The sequence below is a fragment of the Nocardioides sp. DN36 genome (assembly GCF_055380375.1).
Window position 1 is genome coordinate 3,316,047 of record NZ_AP043823.1, and the last position, 19,240, is coordinate 3,335,286.

Annotated in this window: 17 protein-coding genes; 6 read left to right on the forward strand and 11 right to left on the reverse strand. The window is 72.0% G+C overall.

Annotation, left to right across the window (positions count from 1 at the left end; translation table 11 throughout):
* Positions 1-53: 53 nt before the first annotated feature.
* Both ACZ43H_RS16795 and ACZ43H_RS16800 read right to left on the reverse strand, forming a co-directional pair.
* Entirely contained in the window at positions 54-1,454 is a 1,401-nt protein-coding gene (locus tag ACZ43H_RS16795) for an amidase (protein WP_464584771.1), read from the reverse strand.
* A 26-nt stretch (positions 1,455-1,480) separates the two neighbouring features.
* The gene (locus tag ACZ43H_RS16800) at positions 1,481-2,701 is read right to left on the reverse strand and encodes an ROK family protein (protein ID WP_464584773.1); all 1,221 of its coding nucleotides are present in this window, start codon (positions 2,699-2,701) and stop codon (positions 1,481-1,483) included.
* A 96-nt stretch (positions 2,702-2,797) separates the two neighbouring features.
* On the opposite strand from ACZ43H_RS16800, the gene zwf reads away from it, so the two are divergent.
* Genes zwf through eda form a run of 3 tightly spaced genes read left to right on the forward strand, consistent with a single transcriptional unit; the run spans position 2,798 to position 6,778 of the window.
* A complete protein-coding gene (gene zwf / locus ACZ43H_RS16805) occupies positions 2,798-4,294 on the forward strand; it encodes a glucose-6-phosphate dehydrogenase (RefSeq protein WP_464584775.1) in 1,497 nt (498 codons plus the stop codon).
* Positions 4,291-6,159, forward strand: a complete 1,869-nt coding sequence (gene edd, locus ACZ43H_RS16810; protein ID WP_464584777.1) for a phosphogluconate dehydratase — start codon at positions 4,291-4,293, stop codon at positions 6,157-6,159. Before zwf ends, edd begins: the two co-directional genes overlap by 4 nt.
* Positions 6,146-6,778: a bifunctional 4-hydroxy-2-oxoglutarate aldolase/2-dehydro-3-deoxy-phosphogluconate aldolase gene (gene eda / locus ACZ43H_RS16815; RefSeq protein ID WP_464584779.1), complete on the forward strand. Its 633-nt coding sequence runs from the start codon at positions 6,146-6,148 to the stop codon at positions 6,776-6,778. Before edd ends, eda begins: the two co-directional genes overlap by 14 nt.
* 178 nt (positions 6,779-6,956) lie before the next feature.
* Here the strand turns inward: eda and ACZ43H_RS16820 are convergent, their stop codons facing one another.
* The gene (locus tag ACZ43H_RS16820) at positions 6,957-7,304 is read right to left on the reverse strand and encodes a hypothetical protein (RefSeq protein ID WP_464584781.1); all 348 of its coding nucleotides are present in this window, start codon (positions 7,302-7,304) and stop codon (positions 6,957-6,959) included.
* Positions 7,305-7,381: 77 nt separating this feature from the next.
* Between ACZ43H_RS16820 and ACZ43H_RS16825 the strand changes: the two genes are divergently transcribed.
* Positions 7,382-7,828, forward strand: a complete 447-nt coding sequence (locus ACZ43H_RS16825; protein WP_464584783.1) for a MarR family winged helix-turn-helix transcriptional regulator — start codon at positions 7,382-7,384, stop codon at positions 7,826-7,828.
* A 4-nt stretch (positions 7,829-7,832) separates the two neighbouring features.
* Here ACZ43H_RS16825 and ACZ43H_RS16830 read toward each other — a convergent pair whose 3' ends face one another.
* The 6 genes from ACZ43H_RS16830 to ACZ43H_RS16855 all read right to left on the reverse strand — a co-directional run bounded on the left by ACZ43H_RS16830 (position 7,833) and on the right by ACZ43H_RS16855 (position 14,390).
* On the reverse strand, positions 7,833-8,414 hold the full coding sequence (locus ACZ43H_RS16830; RefSeq protein WP_464584785.1) for a DNA-3-methyladenine glycosylase I: 582 nt from the start codon (positions 8,412-8,414) through the stop codon (positions 7,833-7,835).
* A gap of 100 nt (positions 8,415-8,514) precedes the next feature.
* A complete protein-coding gene (locus ACZ43H_RS16835) occupies positions 8,515-9,243 on the reverse strand; it encodes a flavodoxin family protein (RefSeq protein ID WP_464584786.1) in 729 nt (242 codons plus the stop codon).
* A 65-nt stretch (positions 9,244-9,308) separates the two neighbouring features.
* Positions 9,309-10,304, reverse strand: a complete 996-nt coding sequence (locus tag ACZ43H_RS16840) for a pirin family protein (protein ID WP_464584787.1) — start codon at positions 10,302-10,304, stop codon at positions 9,309-9,311.
* A gap of 23 nt (positions 10,305-10,327) precedes the next feature.
* On the reverse strand, positions 10,328-12,712 hold the full coding sequence (locus tag ACZ43H_RS16845; protein ID WP_464584789.1) for an FdhF/YdeP family oxidoreductase: 2,385 nt from the start codon (positions 12,710-12,712) through the stop codon (positions 10,328-10,330).
* Between the two features lie 96 nt (positions 12,713-12,808).
* Positions 12,809-13,102, reverse strand: coding sequence for a DUF1905 domain-containing protein (locus tag ACZ43H_RS16850; RefSeq protein ID WP_464584791.1), 294 nt, complete (start codon positions 13,100-13,102; stop codon positions 12,809-12,811).
* A 34-nt stretch (positions 13,103-13,136) separates the two neighbouring features.
* Positions 13,137-14,390, reverse strand: a complete 1,254-nt coding sequence (locus ACZ43H_RS16855; RefSeq protein ID WP_464584793.1) for a homogentisate 1,2-dioxygenase domain-containing protein — start codon at positions 14,388-14,390, stop codon at positions 13,137-13,139.
* A 69-nt stretch (positions 14,391-14,459) separates the two neighbouring features.
* Here ACZ43H_RS16855 and ACZ43H_RS16860 point away from each other — a divergent pair, with 69 nt between their 5' ends.
* Positions 14,460-15,332 carry a hypothetical protein gene (locus ACZ43H_RS16860; RefSeq protein ID WP_464584795.1) on the forward strand — a complete coding sequence of 291 codons (873 nt, stop codon included), beginning with the start codon at positions 14,460-14,462 and terminating at the stop codon, positions 15,330-15,332.
* A complete protein-coding gene (gene fahA, locus ACZ43H_RS16865) occupies positions 15,329-16,552 on the forward strand; it encodes a fumarylacetoacetase (RefSeq protein WP_464584797.1) in 1,224 nt (407 codons plus the stop codon). The genes ACZ43H_RS16860 and fahA overlap by 4 nt, the downstream gene beginning before the upstream one ends.
* Positions 16,553-16,665: 113 nt before the next feature.
* Here fahA and ACZ43H_RS16870 read toward each other — a convergent pair whose 3' ends face one another.
* Positions 16,666-17,415 carry an IclR family transcriptional regulator gene (locus ACZ43H_RS16870; RefSeq protein ID WP_464584799.1) on the reverse strand — a complete coding sequence of 250 codons (750 nt, stop codon included), beginning with the start codon at positions 17,413-17,415 and terminating at the stop codon, positions 16,666-16,668.
* Between the two features lie 32 nt (positions 17,416-17,447).
* Positions 17,448-19,232 carry an L-lactate permease gene (locus ACZ43H_RS16875; RefSeq protein ID WP_464584801.1) on the reverse strand — a complete coding sequence of 595 codons (1,785 nt, stop codon included), beginning with the start codon at positions 19,230-19,232 and terminating at the stop codon, positions 17,448-17,450.
* Positions 19,233-19,240: the final 8 nt, after the last annotated feature.

The following is a 19,240-nucleotide window of genomic DNA, read 5'->3' on the forward strand; positions in this document are numbered from 1 at the left end:
GAGCTTGCGCCGACTCGGCCTCATTTTCCGGCGAGTTTGCGCCGACTCGGCGATCAGTCCTGGATGCGGGCCCAGGGACGGGCCTCCTCCAGCTCGTAGGCGAGCTCGAGGAGGGTGGCCTCCCGGCCGGCGGCGGCGCCGAACATCATCCCCTGCGGGAGGCCGGCCTCGGTGGTCGCCAGCGGCAGCGAGATGGCCGGCTCTCCGGTCGCGTTCTGCAGCGGCGTGAAGGCCACCCAGCCGAGCAGCCGCTCCATGATCGTGTCGTAGTCGTGGCTCGGGTCGAGGTGGCCGATCCGCGGGGTCTCCGTGGCCAGCGTCGGGGTCAGCACCACGTCATAGGTGTCGAAGAGCTCCTCGGTGCGCCGGCGGGTGCGCTTGAGCCGCCGGATCGCGAGCGGCACCCGGTGCAGGTTGCGACGGGCGTGGGCCGCCAGGCCCAGCGTCAGGTTGTCCAGCCGCGTCGGGTCCCAGCTGCGGCCGTACCTGCGCCGGCCGGTCCGGACGATCGCCAGCGCCAGCAGCGACCAGTACAGCAGGAAGTCGTCCGGGAACGAGGCGGCGACCGGGGCCGGGACCGCCTCGGTCCGGTGCCCGAGCTCCTCGAGCAGGCCGGCGGTCTTCAGGGTCAGCTCCGCGACCTCCGGCGACGCGCTGACGCCGACGCCGCTGGTCACGACGGCGACCCGCAGCCGCGCCCGGCCGGGGCGGGTGATGTTGCCGACGGGCGGGAGCTGCAGCGCGCGGTAGACCTTCTCGGCCTCGCGGTAGAACGCGGCGGTGTCCCGCACCGAGCGGGTGAGGACCCCGTCGGACACGATGCGAACCGGCATGTCCCGCATCAGCTTGTCCTGCGCGAGCCGGTCCCGGGTGGGCTTGAGGCCGACCAGTCCGTTCACCGAGGCCGGGATCCGGATCGAGCCGCCGCCGTCATTCGCGTGGGCGAGCGGGACCGCGCCGGCGGCGACCAGCGCGGCCGACCCGGCCGAGGACGCTCCCGCGGTGTGGTCGGTGTCCCACGGACAACGGACCGGCCCCAGCCGCGGGTGCTCGGCCGACGGACTGAAGCCGAACTCGGAGAGCCGGGTCTTGCCCAGCGGCACCAGCCCGGTGGCGAGGAACATCCGCGCGAAGTCCCCGTCCTCCCGTCGCGGCCGGGAGACGAAGGCGTCGGTGCCGTGACGGGTCGGCATCCCCTGCACGTCGACGTTGTCCTTGAGCACGCTGGGCACGCCGGCGAAGAACCCGCCGCGCGGGTGGCGCGCCTCCTCGCGGGCCCGCTCGAACGCCCGGTGGGCGAGCGTGTCGAGCACCGGGTCGACCCGCTCCACCCGGGCGATCGCGGCCTCGACGACCTCGACCACGGAGACGCTGCGGTCCTGGATCCGGGCCACCAGCCCGACGGCGTCGAGGTCCCCGAGGGCGTCGTCACCGAACGCGTGCACGCGGGTCATGCGGCCCAACCTACTCAGCGACCGGGTCAGCCCAGCGCATCTGCGGGCACCCGGGCGGGCGGCGCCGCGAGACGCGCGTCGACCGCGGCCGGCGCCAGCACGTGGTCCAGGGCGAGCGCGGCGCAGCCCACGATGCCGGCCCGGTCACCGTGCGTCGCCGGGACGATCTGCAGGTCGCGGGTCGACAGGGCGCCAGCCCGGGCGTAGACGCTCTCGCGCACGCCGCCGGCGTACACGTCGAACGCCGCCGCCATGTCGCCGCCGATGACGATCGTGGCGGGGTTCAGCAGGTTGATCGCCACAGCCAGCAGCTCGCCGAGGTGCCGTCCGCTCTCGCGCAGCAGCCCGCGCGCCTCGGCGTCCCCGTCGAGGGCGAGCGACACCAGGTCCCGCACGTGGCCGATGTGGTGACCGGACTGCTCGAGACGTGCCACCAGCGCCCATCCTCCGGCCACGGCCTCCAGGCACCCGGTGCGCCCGCAGCGGCAGGTGAGGCCGTCCGCGGCGCCGAGCCAGGTGTGTCCGATCTCCCCGGCGGCGCCGAGGTGCCCGGACAGGACGTGCCCGTCGGCGACGATGCCGAGCCCGAGGCCGGTGGAGGCCTTGACCACGAGCGCGTCACGCAACGAGCCCGGTCGCGCGAGCAGCTCCGCGCGCGCCATCACGTCTCCGTCGTTGCCGACGAACAGCGGGGCGTCGGCGACCGCGGAGAGGTACGGCGCGAGGGACACGCCGTCCCAGCCGCCCATCACCGGGGAGTCGAGGCTGACGCCGCGGACCACGTCGACGGTGCCCGGGAGGCTGAGCCCGATGCCGACCACCTCGGGGGCGACCCCCTCGAGCAGCCGGGTGAGCCGGGCGGCGATCTCGGGCATCAGCTCGTCCGGGCCGATCCCCACGCGGTGGTCACGGGAGTCCGCCGCCAGCTCGGTGCCCTCGAGGTCGAGGACCGCGAGCTGGCTGCGCGAGCGACCGACGGCGACGGCGAGCACCACACCTGCGTCGCGGTTGAACACGAGCGCGCCCGGCGGGCGGCCGCCGGTGGAGGCGAGCTCCTCGCCGAGCAGCAGCAGTCCTGAGGACGTGAGCGCCGCGACGCGGCTGACGACGGCGGTCCGGGACAGGCCGGTCAGCCGACGCAGGTCGGACCGGGTGCTGGCCCGGCCGGTGCGCACCAGCTCGAGCAGCTCACCCGCGGTCGCCGGGGCGCCCGATCCGTGCGCCGATCCGTGCGTGGTCTCGCTCATGTCCCGCCTCCTGTTCGGACGCCGCTCCTCACTTTGATCTCAAAAATACCTTAGTTGTGCTTGTAACGATCCAAACTTCTCCCTACCGTGGAGTGCATGGACCAGACCGCCTCCCCCCACACGGTCCCGACCTCGTGTGACTTCACCGTCTTCGGCGGCACGGGCGACCTCGCGCTGCGCAAGCTGCTGCCGGCGCTCTACCACCGCGACCTCGAGGGCCAGCTGCCCGACGACACGCGCATCCTCGGTGTCTCCCGCTCCGAGCTCGACGACGCCGGCTGGCGCGAGGAGGTCCGCTCCGCGCTCACGACGTACGTCGCTCCCGCCGACCTCGACGAGACGGTCGTCGACCGCTTCGTCGGCCGCCTGCACCACCTGATGCTGGACGCGCAGCGGCCCGACGACTGGCACCGCTTCCACGCCCTGCTCAAGGACCGGCCGAACGCGGAGCAGGCCGTCCGCGTCTTCTACCTCGCCGTCGCCCCCGCGCTGTTCGGCGACATCAGCCAGCGCCTCGACGAGATCGGCGTGGTTGACGAGCGCGCCCGGGTCGTCCTCGAGAAGCCGATCGGGCACGACCTCGCCTCCGCGCAGGCCGTCAACGACGCGGTCGGCCGGGTCTTCGACGAGTCGCAGATCTTCCGCATCGACCACTACCTCGGCAAGGAGAGCGTCCAGAACCTCCTGGTGACGCGCTTCGCCAACGCCTTCCTCGAGCCCCTGTGGAACTCCCGCTGGGTCGACCACGTGCAGATCACCGTGGCCGAGTCGCTCGGCGTCGGCGACCGCGGCGGCTACTACGACCACGCAGGTGCGATGCGCGACATGGTGCAGAACCACCTGCTGCAGCTGCTCTGCCTGGTCGCGATGGAGCCGCCGACCCACATCGGCCGCGAGACCGTCCGCGACGAGAAGCTCAAGGTGCTGCAGGCGCTCAAGCCGATGACGCCGGCCGACGTGGACCGCGACACCGTGCGCGGCCGCTACACCGCCGGGCTCGTCGAGGGCGAGGCCGTGCCGTCGTACACCGACGACCTCGGGCACAACGCCACCCGCACCGAGACGTTCGTGGCCCTCAAGACCGAGGTCCAGAACTGGCGCTGGGCGGGCGTGCCGTTCTACCTGCGCACCGGCAAGCGGATGGACCGTCGTGCCTCGGAGATCATCGTGGTCTTCAAGGCCCCGCCGCACCACATGTTCCCCAACAGCGAGGGCACCACCGAGCCCAACCGGCTGCACATCCAGGTGCAGCCCGACGAGGGCATGCGCCTGCACCTGACCGCCAAGGAGCCCGGCCCGGGCGGGATCCGGCTGCGACCGGTCTCCCTGGACCTCAGCTACGCCACGGCGTTCGAGCAGCGCCTCCCCGATGCCTACGAGCGTCTCCTGATGGACGTCATCAAGGGCAACCCCACCCTGTTCATGCGCCGCGACGAGGTCGAGGCCGCGTGGACGTGGGTGGAGCCGATCCTCACCCGCTGGGCAACGTCGCCCGACCAGCCGCTGCGCTACCCGGCCGGCACGAGCGGGCCCATCGCCGCCACCACGCTCCTCGAGCGCGACGGCCGATCCTGGCAGGAGCCTGACCAGTGACCACTCCCCTCCACCCCGTCGTCACCGAGGTGACCGCACGCATCGTCGAGCGCAGCGCGCCCGGCCGCGCGGCGTACCTCGAGCGCATCCGGGCCGCCGCGGACAAGGGGCCGGCCCGCGGCCGGCTCGCCTGCGCCAACCTCGCGCACGGCTTCGCCGCCGCAGACAGCGCCGCCAAGCAGGCGCTTCGCGGGCGCACCAAGCCGAACGTCGCGATCGTGTCCGCCTACAACGACATGCTCTCCGCGCACCAGCCCTTCGAGACCTACCCCGCCGCCCTCAAGAAGGCCGTCATCCGGGCCGGCGGCATCGCGCAGTTCGCGGGTGGGGTGCCGGCCATGTGCGACGGGATCACCCAGGGCCGCGACGGCATGCAGCTCTCGCTCTACAGCCGCGACGTGATCGCGATGTCGACCGCGATCGCGCTCTCCCACGACATGTTCGACGGCGCGCTGATGCTCGGCGTCTGCGACAAGATCGTGCCCGGCCTGCTGATCGGCGCCCTCTCCTTCGGCCACCTGCCGACCGTCTTCGTGCCGGCAGGCCCGATGACCTCGGGCCTGCCGAACGGCGAGAAGGCCAAGGTCCGCCAGCTGTACGCCGAGGGCAAGGTCGGGCGCGACGAGCTGCTCGAGGCCGAGGCCGCGTCGTACCACTCGGCCGGCACCTGCACGTTCTACGGCACCGCCAACTCCAACCAGCTCCTGATGGAGGTCCTCGGCCTGCACCTGCCGGGGTCGTCGTTCGTCAACCCCGGCACCCCGCTCCGCGAGGCCCTGACCCGCGCCGCCGGCGCCCGGGTCACCGAGCTCACCCGGCAGGGCGGCGAGAACACCCCGATCGGCGAGATCGTGGACGAGAAGGCGATCGTCAACGCCTGCGTCGCGCTGCTCGCCAGCGGCGGCTCGACCAACCACACACTGCACCTGGTCGCGATCGCGCGCGCCGCGGGCATCACCCTGACCTGGGACGACCTGTCGGACCTGTCCGCGGTGGTGCCGAGCCTGGCGAGGATCTACCCGAACGGCGAGGCGGACGTGAACCACTTCCACGCCGCCGGTGGCATCGCCTTCCTCGTGCACACGCTGCTGCGTGCGGGCCTCCTCCACGAGGACGTGCGCACCATCGCCGGGCACGGGCTGTGGCGCTACACGACCGAGCCGCGGCTGCGCGGTGACGAGCTGAGCTGGGAGGAGGGCCCCAAGTCCTCGCTCGACCTCGACGTCCTCCGGCCCGCCGACGACCCGTTCACCCCCGACGGCGGCCTCAAGCTGCTCTCCGGGCCGCTGGGCCGCGCGGTGATCAAGACCTCCGCGGTCAAGCCCGAGCACCGGGTGGTGACCGCCCCGGCGGTGGTCTTCGACCACCAGGACGAGTTCCTGACCGCCTTCGGCGAGGGCGAGCTCGACGGCCGCGACTTCGTGGCCGTGATCCGCTACCAGGGCCCGGCGGCCAACGGGATGCCCGAGCTGCACAAGCTCACCCCCGCGCTCGGCGTGCTGCAGGACCGCGGGCAGCAGGTCGCGATCGTGACCGACGGCCGGATGTCCGGCGCGTCGGGCAAGGTCCCGGCCGCCATCCACGTCACCCCCGAGGCGGCCCTCGGCGGGCCGCTCGCCCGGGTGCAGGACGGTGACGAGATCACCGTCGACGCCACCACCGGGACCCTCGACCTGCACGTGGACCGCGCCGAGCTGGCCGCGCGTCCCGTCACCGGCCGGGCGCCCCAGGGTCCGGAGTGGATGGGCACCGGTCGCGAGCTGTTCGCGGCGTTCCGCGCCACCGTCGGATCCGCCGACACGGGGGCCAGCGTGTTCCCCGGCGTCCCCGTCCCCCCGGAAGAGGTCTCCGTTGTCCGCGTCTGAGAACACCCGCAGCCTGCTCGACCGGGTCCCGGTCGTGCCCGTGGTCGTCGTCGACGAGCTCGCGCAGGCGGTCCCCGTCGCCCGCGCGCTCGTGGCCGGCGGACTGCCGGTCATCGAGCTCACCCTGCGCACGCCGGTGGCGCTGGACGCGATCCGGGCCATCGCCGACGAGGTGCCCGAGATCCTGGTCGGCGCCGGCACGGTGCTGACCCCGGGCCAGGCCAAGGAGGCCCGCGACGCCGGGGCGCAGTTCCTCGTCTCCCCGGGCGCGACGCCCACCCTGCTGCAGGGGATGGCCGACACCGGGCTGCCGTTCCTGCCCGGCACCGCCACGGTCTCCGAGGTGCTCGCGGTGCTCGAAGCCGGCTGGACCGAGATGAAGTTCTTCCCGGCCGAGGCCTCCGGGGGCGCGGCGTTCCTCGCCTCGGTCGCCTCGCCGGTCCCGGCCGCGCGCTTCTGCCCGACGGGCGGGATCACCGCGGCGACCGCGGCGTCGTACCTCGCGCTCCCCAACGTGGGGTGTGTCGGCGGCTCCTGGCTGACCCCGAAGGACGCGCTCGCCACCGGTGACTGGTCACGGGTCGAGCGGCTCGCAGCGGCGGCCGCTGGTCTCGGCTGACCTGTCGCTTCGCGGACGTCGTACGGTCCGGTCGTCATGGCGACGCAGCCGGATGACGTCTCGCGGGACGTCGTACGTCCTGGTCGTCATGCCGACGAGATCGGATGACGTCCCGCCGGACGTCGTACGGTCCGGTCGTCCGCGCCACCAGGACGTATGACGTTGCGGGCTGCTTCCGTCAGAGGATGAAGTAGAGCCCGATCGCGGCGGGGAGCAGACCCACCAGCAGCCAGGGGGTGAACGGCTGCTTCTGGTGGATCATGAAGCCGGCGGCCACGCCCAGCACACCCACCACCGCGGCGATCACGTCGAGCCCGACCTGCGACGCGGTGCCACGGTCGAGGAAGACTGCTGCGATCACCAGGCCGGCCGAGAAGTGGCCAATGGTCGTCACGGCCAGCACCGACATCACCCAGCGCTGGACGCTGGTCATGCTCATGGACTGGCGCGCAGGCGGTCGCGGCGCGTTCGGGTCCATCAGGTGCTTGCGCCGCGGCGGGGCCGGGCGGGGGTCGGACTGGCTCATCGACGCCGTCTCCACGCTGGATGGGTCCCCTCGCGGGGCTATTGGTGAGTGTACTAATCATTTGTAGACTCACCAATGTGACGTCCGCTGCCCGACCCGCGAACCCCCTGGCCCTCGAGGAACAGGTCTGCTTCGCCCTGTCCGTGGCCGCCCGGAGCGTGGTGGCGGTCTACCGGCCGCTGCTGGAGCCGATGGGTCTCACCCATCCGCAGTACCTCGTGATGCTCGCTCTCTGGGAGCACGAACCCCTGTCCGTCCGGGAGCTGAGCCGGCTGCTGCAGCTCGAGCCGGCGACCCTCTCCCCCTTGCTCAAGCGGCTCGAGGAGTCCGAGCTGGTGCGTCGCGAGCGCGATCCCCGGGACGAGCGTGCGCTGGCCGTGCGCCTGACCGAGCAGGGCCGCGACCTGCGCCGACGCGCCGAGCAGATCCCCGGCCAGGTCGTCGACGCCCTCGGCATCGAGGTCACGGAGCTGCAGCGGCTGCACGGCATGCTGACCCGCGTCATCGCGGCCGCTCGCTCCTGAGAGGTCACGCCGACACGGCACCCCGGCGGTGGCAGCCGAGCAGGTGCGGGTCGAAGACGCCGATCGCCTCCATCAGGGCGAACATCGTCGTCGGCCCCACGAACGCGAAGCCGCGCTTCTTGAGCTCCTTCGACAGTGCCTTCGACTCCGGCGAGGTCGTGACCATGTCCTCGGTGGTCGCCGCCGCAGGCGGCTCGTCGGGACGGAACGAGAGCACCAGCGCCTCCAGCCCCTCTTGCTCCCGCAGCGCCACGGTGGCCCGGGCGTTGGTGATCGCCGCCGCGATCTTGAGCCGGTTGCGCACGATCCGCGGGTCCGCCATCAGCCGCGCGGCGTCGCTGTCGTCGTACGCCGCGACCGTGTCCGCGTCGAAGCCCGCGAAGACCTCCCGGAAGGCCTCGCGCTTGTTGAGGATCGTCGACCACGACAGCCCGGACTGGAACGCCTCGAGCGTCAGCCGCTCGAGGTAGGCGGCCTCGCCGTGGACGCGGTTGCCCCACTCGGTGTCGTGGTAGTCGCGCATGACGCCGGGGCCGCCCGCCCACGGGCAGCGGTCGATGCCATCCTCACCGGTCACGGGTCCCATGCGCGGCATCCTGTCACCCGGTGCCGACAGCGCGGGGACCGCCGGGACGTCGTACGGACTGGTCGACCGGACCGCCAGTTCGTACGACGTCCGGCGGGGCTCAGCTGCGGTACTCCGGGTTCTCCCAGTCGAAACGGGTGCCGGCGTTCCACTCCGAGCGCTGGTTGCCGTAGCCGGGGACGCCGCCGGCCTCGCGGAGCATCCGGGCCAGGTGCAGCAGGTTCCAGGTCATGAAGGTCGTGTTGCGGTTGGTGAAGTCGTTGTCCGGGCCACCGCTGCCGGGGTCGAGGTACGACGGCCCGGGGCCGGCCTCGCCGATCCAGCCGGCGTCGGCGTTCGGCGGGATCGTGTAGCCGATGTGCTGCAGGCTGTAGAGGACGTTCTGGGCACAGTGCTTGATGCCGTCCTCGTTGCCGGTGATCAGGCAGCCGGCGACCCGCCCGTAGAAGAGGTACTGCCCCTTGTCGTTGAGCTCCCCGCTCAGCGAGTAGAGCCGCTCGATCAGCTTCTTGGTCATGCTGGAGTTGTCGCCAAGCCAGATCGGGCCCGCGACCACGAGGATGTCGCTGGCCAGGATGCCCGGGTAGAGGTCGGGCCAGGTGTCGGTCTCCCAGCCGTGCTCGGTCATGTCCGGGTAGACCCCGGTCGCGACGTCGTGGTCGACGAGGCGCAGCTCCTCCACCTCGACCCCGTGCTTGCGCATGATCGCGGCGCTGGCGTCCACCAGCCCCTGCGTGTGGCTGCGCTCCGGGCTCCGCTTGAGGGTGCAGTTGACGAAGGTCGCCCTGAGTCCGCTGAAGTCGAGAGAGATGTCCGGCGTCTGGGTCATGGACCCACTGTTCCGCCCAGGCGCCGCCGGCACATCACCGAAACGTGGTCATCCGCCACCACCCGTCAGCGGCGCTCCTTGAGCCGCGCGTTGGGCAGCACCGGTGCGGGGATCGGCGGCAGGTGGTCGCCCACGACCACGCCGAAGCGCCCGTCGGCCACGTCCTGGGAGTCGCCGACCACGGCGCCATCGACCATGAGCTGCTCCTGCCACTCGGCCCGGAACGCCGCGATCTCCTCGTGGGTGCGGCCCACGAAGTTCCACCACATCACGATCGACTCCCCGAACGGCGGGCCGCCGAGGAGCAGCAGCCGCACGGGAGCGTCGTACGCCACGAGCTCGAGCCGGTCCGTGCCGGGCGGCACGTGGGCGAGGTCGTGCTGCTTGGTCTCTGTGCCGGCCACCGAGACCACGCCGGTGTCGACGAGGACGCCGTGCTCGAACGACGGGTCGACGTCGAGCGCGAGCGTGGTGCCGGGCTCGAGGAGGAGCTCGGCCCCGAGGAGGGGGGTGTACGTCGGCACCGGCGACCTGTCCCCGAGCAGGCTCCCGAGGAACACCCGCGCCTCCCAGCCGGGTCCGGTGACCGGCGCGGGCGCGTGGTGGGCGAACCCGGAGTCGGTGTGGCGGGCCGAGTCGGGCAGCGCGACCCAGAGCTGGGCCCCGTGCAGGGTGCGGGTGCCGGGCGTCGAGACCTCCGAGTGGCTGATCCCGCGGCCCGCGGTCATCAGGTTGACCTCACCGGGACGCACCATGGCGTGGTGGCCGGCGCTGTCGCGGTGCTCGATCTCCCCGGTGAACAGCCAGCTGACGGTCTGCAGCCCCGTGTGCGGGTGCGGCGCGACCCGCATGCCGCCGGTGTCCGCGACGTCGTCGGGTCCGTAGTGGTCCACGAAGCACCAAGCACCGATCAGCGACCGGTGGCGCTGCGGCAGGGTGCGCCGCACCTGCATCGCCCGCGGGCCGCCGAGCGGGACGTCGCGCGGGGTCATGATCTCGACCCCACCGGCCGGCGCGGCCGTGCAGGTGATCTCGTCGGGGTCGCGCTCCGGGTTGCTCATGGACCCAGTCTGCCCCCGCCGCGTCAGCTCAGGTGGTGGGGCTCCACGTGCCGCTTCTGCTCATCGCCACGACCGCCGTCCGCGCCGTCGCCGCTCTCCACCTCGGCCCGTCCGACCTCCGGCCGCTCCGCGTCGTGCGGCACGAGCCGCACCACCACGGACTTGAACGCCGGCTGGTTGCTGCCCTCGGCCTTGGAGTCGAGCGGGACCAGCGCGTTCGTCTCCGGATAGTAGGCGCCGGTGCAGCCGCGCGGGGTGTCGTAGGAGACGACGCGGAACTTCGGGGCGAGGCGCTCCGTCCCGTCCGCCCACTCGCTGACGATGTCGACCATCTGGCCCTCCTCGAGACCCAGGGTGACGATGTCGTCGGGGTTGACGAACACGACGCGGCGGCCGTTCTTGATGCCGCGGTAGCGGTCGTCGAGGCCGTAGATCGTGGTGTTGAACTGGTCGTGCGAGCGCATGGTCTGCAGCAGCAGCCGGCCCTCGGGGACCTCCAGCACCTCGGTCGGGCTGACGGTGAAGATCGCCTTCTCCTTCTCGGTGGGGAAGGTGCGGGTGTCGCGCGGGGGGTGCGGCAGGACGAACCCGCCGGGCTGGTCGACCTTCTCGTCGTACCCCGCGCAGCCGGGCACCACCCTGGCGATCCGGCGCCGGATCTCGGTGTAGTCGTCGCGGAACGCCCGCCACGGGATGCCTGCACGGTCGCCGATGGTGGCGAGCGCCATCGAGCAGACGATGTCGACCTCGGACTTGAGGTGCGGCGACGCCGGCTTCAGCGGTCCGTGGGAGGCGTGGACCGAGCACAGCGAGTCCTCGACGGTCACTCGCTGCGGTCGCCCGCCGGTGAGGTCCTTCTCGCTGCGGCCGAGGGCCGGGAGGATCAGCGCCTCGCGGCCGTGGACGACGTGGGACCGGTTCGGCTTGGTCGACACGTGCACGGTGAGGTCGGCCCGGCGCAGGGCGTCCTCCGTGACGGCGGTGTCGGACATCGCGGAGACGAAGTTGCCACCCATCCCGAAGAAGACCCTGGCCTTCCCGTCGCGGAAGGCCTTGACCGCGGCCACCGCGTCGAAGCCGTGCTCGCGGGGCGGCTCGAAGCCGAACTCGTCACGCAGCGCGTCGAGGAAGTGGCCCGGGGGCCGCTCCCAGATGCCCATCGTGCGGTCGCCCTGGACGTTCGAGTGCCCGCGCACCGGGAACAGGCCGGCGCCCGGCTTGCCGATGTTGCCCTGCAGGAAGGCGAGGTTCGAGATCTCCTTGACGGTGGCGACCCCGTTGCGGTGCTGGGTGATGCCCATCGCCCAGCAGATGACCGTCTTCCTCGAGGCGGCCAGCATCGCGGCGGCCTCCTCGATCTCGGCCCGGGTCAGGCCGGTGGAGCGCAGCACCAGGTCCCAGTCGAGGTTGCGCAGGTGCTCGGCCCAGGCCTCGAAGCCCCAGGTGTGCTGGTCGATGAAGTCCCGGTCGAGGTGGCCGCCCTCGAGCAGCAGGGCGGAGAGGGCCTGGAAGAGAGCGAGGTCGCCGTTGATCCGCACCGCGAGGTGCAGATCGGCGATCCCGGTGCCCGGGCCGGCGACGCCGCGCACCTTCTGGGGGTTCTTGAACCGGACCAGTCCCGCTTCCTTCAGCGGGTTGATGGCGATGATCTTCGCGCCGTTCTTCTTGGCGATCTCGAGCGCGGTGAGCATCCGCGGGTGGTTGGTGCCGGGGTTCTGGCCGGCGATGATGATGAGCTCGGCGTCGTGGACGTCGTCGAAGGTGACCGACGCCTTGCCGATGCCGATGACCTCGGCGAGGCCCACCGACGTCGACTCGTGGCACATGTTGGAGCAGTCCGGCAGGTTGTTGGTGCCGTAGGCACGGGCGAAGAGCTGGTAGGCGAACGCGGCCTCGTTGGAGGTCTTGCCCGAGGTGTAGAACACCGCCTCGTCGGGGCTCGCCAGACCGTTCAGGTGGCGCCCGATCAGCTCGAAGGCGCCGTCCCACGAGATCGGCTCGTAGTGCGTTCCGCCCTCGCGCAGCACCATCGGCTCGGTGATCCGGCCCTGCTGGCCCAGCCAGTAGTCGGTCTTGTCCTCGAGGTCGGCCAGCGAGTGCTCGCGGAAGAACTCGGGACCCACCCGGCGCAGGGTGGCCTCCTCGGTGACGGCCTTGGCGCCGTTCTCGCAGAACTCGGCGGTGTGACGGTGCTCGGGGTCGGGGTCGGGCCAGGCGCAGCCCTGGCAGTCGAAGCCGTCGACCTGGTTGAGCTTGAGCAGCGTCTGCGCCGTACGCCGGGCACCCATCTGCTCGATCGACCGCTTCATGCTGACGGCGACCGCCGTGACCCCCGCTGCGGCGTGGGCCGACCCCTCCACCTCGAGGTCCCGCTCGTCGATGTCCTTGCTCGGCGCCTTGCGACTCATGTGCCCATCCTGTCCCTGTCGATCAACCGAGGGTGACGTACCCCGTCCTCGACCGGGGCACACGCGCGCTCCCGCGGACGCGGATCCGGCTGGCCCTCACCCACCGAGGACGCGCAGCGACACCTCCACGTTGTCGCCGACCTCGAGTCCCTCGACCCGGCGTACCGCGGCCTTCACCGGCAGCACGTAGCCGCGCACCGTGTCGGGGAAGACCGAGGTGCGCCAGGTGGACGAGCCGACCCCGACCTCGACGCGCACGGATCCGAAGGCCGTCGGCGGGCCGGACCGCAGGTGCACCTCCTCGCCCACGTCGGCGGGCAGGGTCACGAACGCCCACGATCCGACCGACTCCGAGAGCCAGATCCCCGCCGTGAACACGAACGTCTCCATGGGTCGATCCTGCCGTCCCCCACGGACAGGCTCCTCAGGAGTTGGAGAACACCGCCGGGTTGTCGCCGCCGTCTGCCGGCCCCTGGGGCCCGCGTCCGGCCCAGGTCCAGGCATACGCCGGGTCCTCCGCCGCGATCCCGGCCTCACCGAGGTCGAGGGGCGCGAAGGTGTCGACCATGACCGCCGACTCGTCGAAGCTCTCGGCCCCGAGCGACGCCTCGATCGCCGCCGGCTGCGGTCCGTGCGCGTGGCCGCCCGGGTGCAGCGAGATGGAGCCGACGTTGATGCCCGATCCCTTCCGCGCCTCGTAGTCGCCACCGACGTAGAACATGACCTCGTCGCTGTCGACGTTGGAGTGGTAGTAGGGCACCGGCACGGCGAGCGGGTGGTAGTCCACCTTGCGCGGCAGGAAGTTGCAGATCACGAAGTTGTGGCCCTCGAAGACCTGGTGCACCGGCGGCGGCTGGTGGATCTTGCCGGTGATCGGCATGTAGTCGTCGATGTTGAAGGTGTACGGGTAGAGGCAGCCGTCCCAGCCGACGACGTCGAAGGGGTGGGTCGCGTAGGTCATGCGGGTGCCGACGATGCCCGCACTGCTGCGGTGCTTGACCAGGACCTCGACGTCGCTCTGCTGGTCACTGGCCTCGACCAGGAACGGACCGGTCGGGCCGTGCAGGTCGCGCTCGCAGTACGGCGCATGCTCGAGCAGCTGCCCGTAGCGGGACAGGTAGCGCTTGGGCGGCGCGACGTGGCTGTTGGCCTCGATCGGGTAGAGACGGCTCGCTTCGCCGGGGACCCAACGGTGCGTGGTGGCGCGCGGGATCAGCACGTAGTCGCCCTGCCGGTAGGACAGCACACCGAAGACGGTCTCGACGGTGCCGCTGCCGGACTCGACGTACACGCACTCGTCGCCGATCGCGTTGCGGTAGTACGGCGACGGCTCGGTCCCGGTGACGACGTACTGGATCCGGACGTCGTTGTTGCCGAGCACCAGCCGGCGACCGGTGACCGCGTCCGCGCCGGCGCCCTCGCCGGGCGCGGGGAAGAGGGTGTGGAGCTTGAGGTGCCGCGGCTTGAGCGGGTGGTTGGGGGTGCGCGTCTGGTCGGGCAGCTCCCAGACCTCCGCGCCGACGATCGCCGAGGGGACGCCGCGGTGGTAGAGCAGCGAGGAGTCGCTCGAGAAGCCCTCCTCCCCCATCAGCTCCTCGTAGAAGAGGTGGCCCTCGGGGTCGCGGAACTGGGTGTGCCGCTTCGGGGGGACTTCGCCGACCTGTCGGTAGTGCGCCATGGGTTTGCTCCATTTGTCCGATAAACGGACATGCTCGTCCGCTATGCGTCTCACCGTTAGGGTAGCCGCGTGCCTCCGACCACGGAACCCGCTCGCCTCGATGCCTCCTGGGCCGGGCTCGTCGATGATGCCGCGATCTTCCCGCCCGGCGACGCCCCGCTCCACGATGCGGCGGCCGCGCACGTCGGACGCCGCACGGAGCGGTGGGCTGACCTCGTCGGGTCGTTCGTGGTGCGCGACACCGACGTCCCCCTGCTGCGCGGCACCCCCGCCCGGCTGTCGGTCGTCGTGACCGGCGGCGCCGGCCAGGTGGCCGGCCCCGCCGCGCTCTGCGGCCGACTCGGCCTCGAGCTGGCCGGCCTGGAGATCGCGCTCCGTGATCTCGACGACCTCGTCGGGAACGCTCGGCGCGTGGTCACGGCAGTCGACGCCGCGCGGGCCGCCGGCGACCTGGCCGACGAGGTGCCGGTGTTCGTCGAGCTCCCGGCCGGCGAGCCGACCCACCAGTGGCTGGCCGCCGCCGACGAGGTCGCGGCCGCGGAGCTGCGCCTGAAGTTCCGCACCGGGGGGCTGGACACCCACCTCTTCCCCACCGCCGACGCCCTCGCCGGCTGGATCGATGCCGCCCTCGACCGGGAGACCCCGTTCAAGTGCACGGCCGGGCTGCACAACGCCGTGCGTCACACCGGCGACGACGGCTTCGAGCACCACGGCTTCGTCAACGTGCTGCTCGCGACCCGACGCGCCTTCGACGGCGCCTCGACCGCGGAGGTCGTCGAGACCCTCGAGCAGCGCGACGGCACCGCGCTGGCTGCCGACGCGCGCGCGGCCGACCTCGCCGGCGCCCGCCGCTGGTTCACCTCGTTCGGGTCGTGCTCGGTCAGCGAACCCCTCGACGACCTGCTCACCCTGGGCCTGATCTCCACCGAAGGGAACCGATGACCACCACCTGGGTCGAGGGCGCCGCTGGCTCCCTCTTCGACGTCGACAACCTGCCGTACGGCGTGTTCTCCCGGCCCGGCGAACCGCCCCGGGTGGGCGTCCGGATCGGCGACCACGTGCTCGACCTCGCTCCGGTCGCGGAGATCGGCGACCCCGCGTCCGTGCTGGCGGCGGCCTGGCGGACGCCCGACCTGAACGCCTTCATGGCAATGGGTCGCGAGGCGTGGCGGACCGCCCGCTGGTGGATCACCGAGGTGCTCGGGGACGACGTCCACCGCGAGCGCACGGCACCCCACCTCTTCCCCCTCGACGAGGTGACCCTGCACCTGCCGGTCGCGGTCGCCGACTACGTCGACTTCTACGCCTCGGAGCACCACGCCTCGAACGTCGGCCGGATCTTCCGCCCCGACCAGGAGCCGCTGCTGCCCAACTGGAAGCACCTCCCGGTCGGCTACCACGGCCGCAGCGGCACCGTCGTCGCGTCCGGCACCCCCGTCGTACGTCCGTGCGGGCAGCGCAAGGCGCCGACAGAGGAGGCCCCTACCTATGGGCCGAGCCGGCGGCTCGACATCGAGGCCGAGCTCGGGTTCGTGGTCGGGACCGGCACGACGTTGGCCGAACGGGTCCCCGTCGACGCTTTCGCCGACCACGTCTTCGGCGTGGTCGGCCTCAACGACTGGTCGGCGCGCGACATCCAGGCGTGGGAGTACGTGCCGCTCGGCCCGTTCCTCGGCAAGTCATTCGCGACGTCGATCTCGCACTGGGTCACGCCCCTCGAGGCCCTCGACGCCGCGTGGGTCGACCTGCCGGGCCAGGACCCGCGCCCTCTCGACTACCTCTCCCCCGACACCGCTCGCGGGCTGGACATCGACGTCGAGGTGGTGCTCGACGGTGAGGTGGTCAGCCGGCCGCCGTACCGGACGATGTACTGGTCACCGGCGCAGATGCTGGCGCACACGACCGTGAACGGGGCGTCACTGCGCACCGGTGACCTCTACGGCTCCGGCACGATCAGCGGTGCGGAGCCCGGCCAGCGCGGCTCGTTCCTCGAGCTCAGCTGGGGCGGGAAGGAGCCGTTCGGCACCGACCACTGGGACGGTGGGCGCACCTTCCTCGAGGACGGCGACGAAGTCACCCTGCGCTACACCGCCCCCGGCACCGGCGGTGGCCGGATCGCGCTCGGCGAGGTCACCGGCCGGATCGCCCCCGCCCGCCCCTGACGAGACGTCGAGTCGGCGCAAGCTCGTTGCACTTGCGCCGACTCGAGCTCATTCCACGACGAGCTTGCGCCGACTCGAGCTCATTCCACGACGAGCTTGCGCCGACTCGACTGCTAACCGTCGGCGAAGGTGCGGGCCACCTGCTGCATCAGCTCGACCAGGCCCGGGGTGCGGGCGCCGGCGAACCGGTCCGCCGGACCCGAGAGCGACAGGGCGGCGACGGTCGCGCCGGGCGCGTCGACCGGGACGGCCAGGCAACGCACACCCAGCTCCTGCTCCTCCTCGTCGGCGGCCCAGCCCTGCACCGCCACCAGGTCGAGCTCGGTGAGGAAGTCGTCGAGGTCGGTGATCGTCTCGCGCGTGCGCGCCGGGAGGCCGGTACGCCGGAGCACGGCGACCGCGCGATCGCGCGGCATGCCGGCGAGCAGCACCTTGCCGACCGCGGTGGAGTGCGGCGGCACGTGCCGGCCGACCTCCGCGAACATCCGCAGCGTGTGCGGCGAGGGCACCTGGGCGACGTACACGACGTCGTCCCCCTCCAGCACCGCGAGGTTGGCGGTCTCCCCCGAGGCGGTCACGAGCTCGGCGAGGTGGGGCCGGGCACTGCGCGCCAGCGACCGCTGCGCGGCGTCGGCCAACCGCACGGCCGACGTGCCGAGGGAGTACTTGCGGGAGGCGTCCCGGCGGGCGTACCCGCGCTGCTGCAGGCTCTGCAGCAGCCGGTGCACGGTCCCCTGCGGCAGCCCGGTCAGCTCCACGAGGTCGGCCACGCCCATCGGACGACCCTGCTCGGCCATGGTCTCGAGGAGGTCGAGGGCGCGGTCGACCGACTGCACCGACGCGGTCCGGCCCTCCTCCGCCATGCCCTCCCTCTCCCTGGCTCGGAAGGCCGAGCCTAGGGCACCATCCAGTCCAGCACCGGCGTCGCCTGCAGGCCGACGATGACGCACATCAGCAGCAGCATGAGCAGGCTCCAGCCGATCACCTTGCGGAAGATCTCCCCCTCACGCCCGGACATGCCGACGGCCGCCGCGGCGATGGCGAGGTTCTGCGGGCTGACCATCTTGCCGAGCACGCCACCCGAGGAGTTGGCGGCCGCCATCAGCACCGGGTCGAGGCCCGCCTTGGCGGCGGCCTGGACCTGGAGCGCCCCGAAGAGCGAGTTCGACGAGGTGTCCGAGCCGGTGACGGCCACGCCGATCCAGCCGAGCACCGGGGAGATGATCGCGAAGAGCGCGCCGGTGCCGGCCAGCCAGACACCGAGCGAGGCGGTCTGGCCGGAGAGGTTCATGACGTAGGCCAGGGCCAGCACCGCCATCACGGTGATGATCGCGGAGCGCAGCTCGACGTACGTCGCCAGGTAGGTGCGCAGGCCCCGGGTCGGGTCGATCTTCAGGATCACCATGCTGATCAGCCCGGCGATCACCAGCAGCGTGCCCGCCGCGGGCAGCCAGTTGAGCTTGAACTGGGTGAGCACCGGGTCGCCGGCGCTGTTGACGATGTCGAGCCCCGGCCAGTCGAAGATGTAGGTCCACGGCTCCTTGGCCAGGAAGTCCACGACCGCTGGGATGTTGGTGATCGAGAAGATCGCGATGATGACGAGGTACGGCGCGTAGGCGCGCAGCACCTCGGTGCGGTCGTCGGGCGACGGCCGGGCCGTCCCACCGGCTGCACCCGCGCCACCGGCACCCGTGCCCCCGGCACCCGCGCCACCCGGACCGGACGAGCCACGCGCCGCCGTGGCCGTTGCGCCCCGGCGACCGGAGCCGGTCGCAGCGGGCGTGGCCGGCACGGCGTCCTCCTCCGACGCGGCCCGGTCCGCGGTCAGCACCTCGGCCGGCTGCCAGACCCGCACCAGCAGCACGAGGGAGCCGGCGGCGAGCAGCGAGGCGACGATGTCGGTCAGCTGCACCGAGATGTAGTTGGCGGTCACGAACTGGGCGACCGCGAAGACCCCGCCCGCGAGCAGCGCGGGCAGCCAGGTCTGGCGCAGGCCGCGCTTGCCGTCGACGATCAGGACCAGGATCAGCGGCACCACCAGCGCCAGGATCGGCGTCTGGCGACCGACCATCGACCCGAGCGTGTCCAGCGCGTTGGCGTCGGAGAGTCGCGGGTCGTCGCTCACGCCGGCCGCGATGGGGGCCAGGGTGACGATCGGGATGGCCAGGGCGCCGAAGGCGACGGGTGCTGTGTTGGCGACCAGCGCCACCGTGGCGGCCTTGACGGGGCGGAAGCCCAGCGACATCAGCATGACCACCGAGATCGCGACCGGCGTGCCGAACCCGGCCAGCGCCTCGAGGAGCGCGCCGAAGCAGAAGGCGATGATGATCGCCTGGATCCGCTGGTCGGGACTCACCTTCTCGAAGGAGTGCCGCAGCACGTCGAAGTGCCCGGACGCCACCGTCAGGTTGTAGATCCAGACCGCGTTGATGACGATCCACAGGATCGGGAAGAAGCCGAACAGGCCACCGTCGACGGCGGCGCTGACCGCCTGGTCGGCCGGCATCCCGAACAGCGCCACCGCGACCACCAGGGCCACCAGCAGCGACACCAGGCCCGAGATCCAGGCCCGCACCTTCAGCCCGCCCAGCAGGAGGAACAGCACGGCGAGCGGGATCATCGCGCACAGGGCGCTCAGGGTGAGCGAGTCGGCGACGGCTCGCGGATCTTGCTGGAACATGGCGGGAC

Excerpts from the sequence above, each read along its gene's own strand:
- zwf (WP_464584775.1), top strand. The coding sequence starts at position 2,798 with ATGGACCAGACCGCCTCCCCCCACACGGTCCCGACCTCGTGTGACTTC.
- ACZ43H_RS16830 (WP_464584785.1), bottom strand. The coding sequence starts at position 8,414 with ATGGGACCCGTGACCGGTGAGGATGGCATCGACCGCTGCCCGTGGGCG.
- ACZ43H_RS16850 (WP_464584791.1), bottom strand. The coding sequence starts at position 13,102 with ATGGAGACGTTCGTGTTCACGGCGGGGATCTGGCTCTCGGAGTCGGTC.
- ACZ43H_RS16875 (WP_464584801.1), bottom strand. The coding sequence starts at position 19,232 with ATGTTCCAGCAAGATCCGCGAGCCGTCGCCGACTCGCTCACCCTGAGC.
- ACZ43H_RS16795 (WP_464584771.1), bottom strand. The coding sequence starts at position 1,454 with ATGACCCGCGTGCACGCGTTCGGTGACGACGCCCTCGGGGACCTCGAC.
- ACZ43H_RS16800 (WP_464584773.1), bottom strand. The coding sequence starts at position 2,701 with ATGAGCGAGACCACGCACGGATCGGCGCACGGATCGGGCGCCCCGGCG.
- ACZ43H_RS16820 (WP_464584781.1), bottom strand. The coding sequence starts at position 7,304 with ATGAGCCAGTCCGACCCCCGCCCGGCCCCGCCGCGGCGCAAGCACCTG.
- ACZ43H_RS16840 (WP_464584787.1), bottom strand. The coding sequence starts at position 10,304 with ATGAGCAACCCGGAGCGCGACCCCGACGAGATCACCTGCACGGCCGCG.
- ACZ43H_RS16855 (WP_464584793.1), bottom strand. The coding sequence starts at position 14,390 with ATGGCGCACTACCGACAGGTCGGCGAAGTCCCCCCGAAGCGGCACACC.
- ACZ43H_RS16845 (WP_464584789.1), bottom strand. The coding sequence starts at position 12,712 with ATGAGTCGCAAGGCGCCGAGCAAGGACATCGACGAGCGGGACCTCGAG.
- ACZ43H_RS16835 (WP_464584786.1), bottom strand. The coding sequence starts at position 9,243 with ATGACCCAGACGCCGGACATCTCTCTCGACTTCAGCGGACTCAGGGCG.
- fahA (WP_464584797.1), top strand. The coding sequence starts at position 15,329 with ATGACCACCACCTGGGTCGAGGGCGCCGCTGGCTCCCTCTTCGACGTC.
- ACZ43H_RS16870 (WP_464584799.1), bottom strand. The coding sequence starts at position 17,415 with ATGGCGGAGGAGGGCCGGACCGCGTCGGTGCAGTCGGTCGACCGCGCC.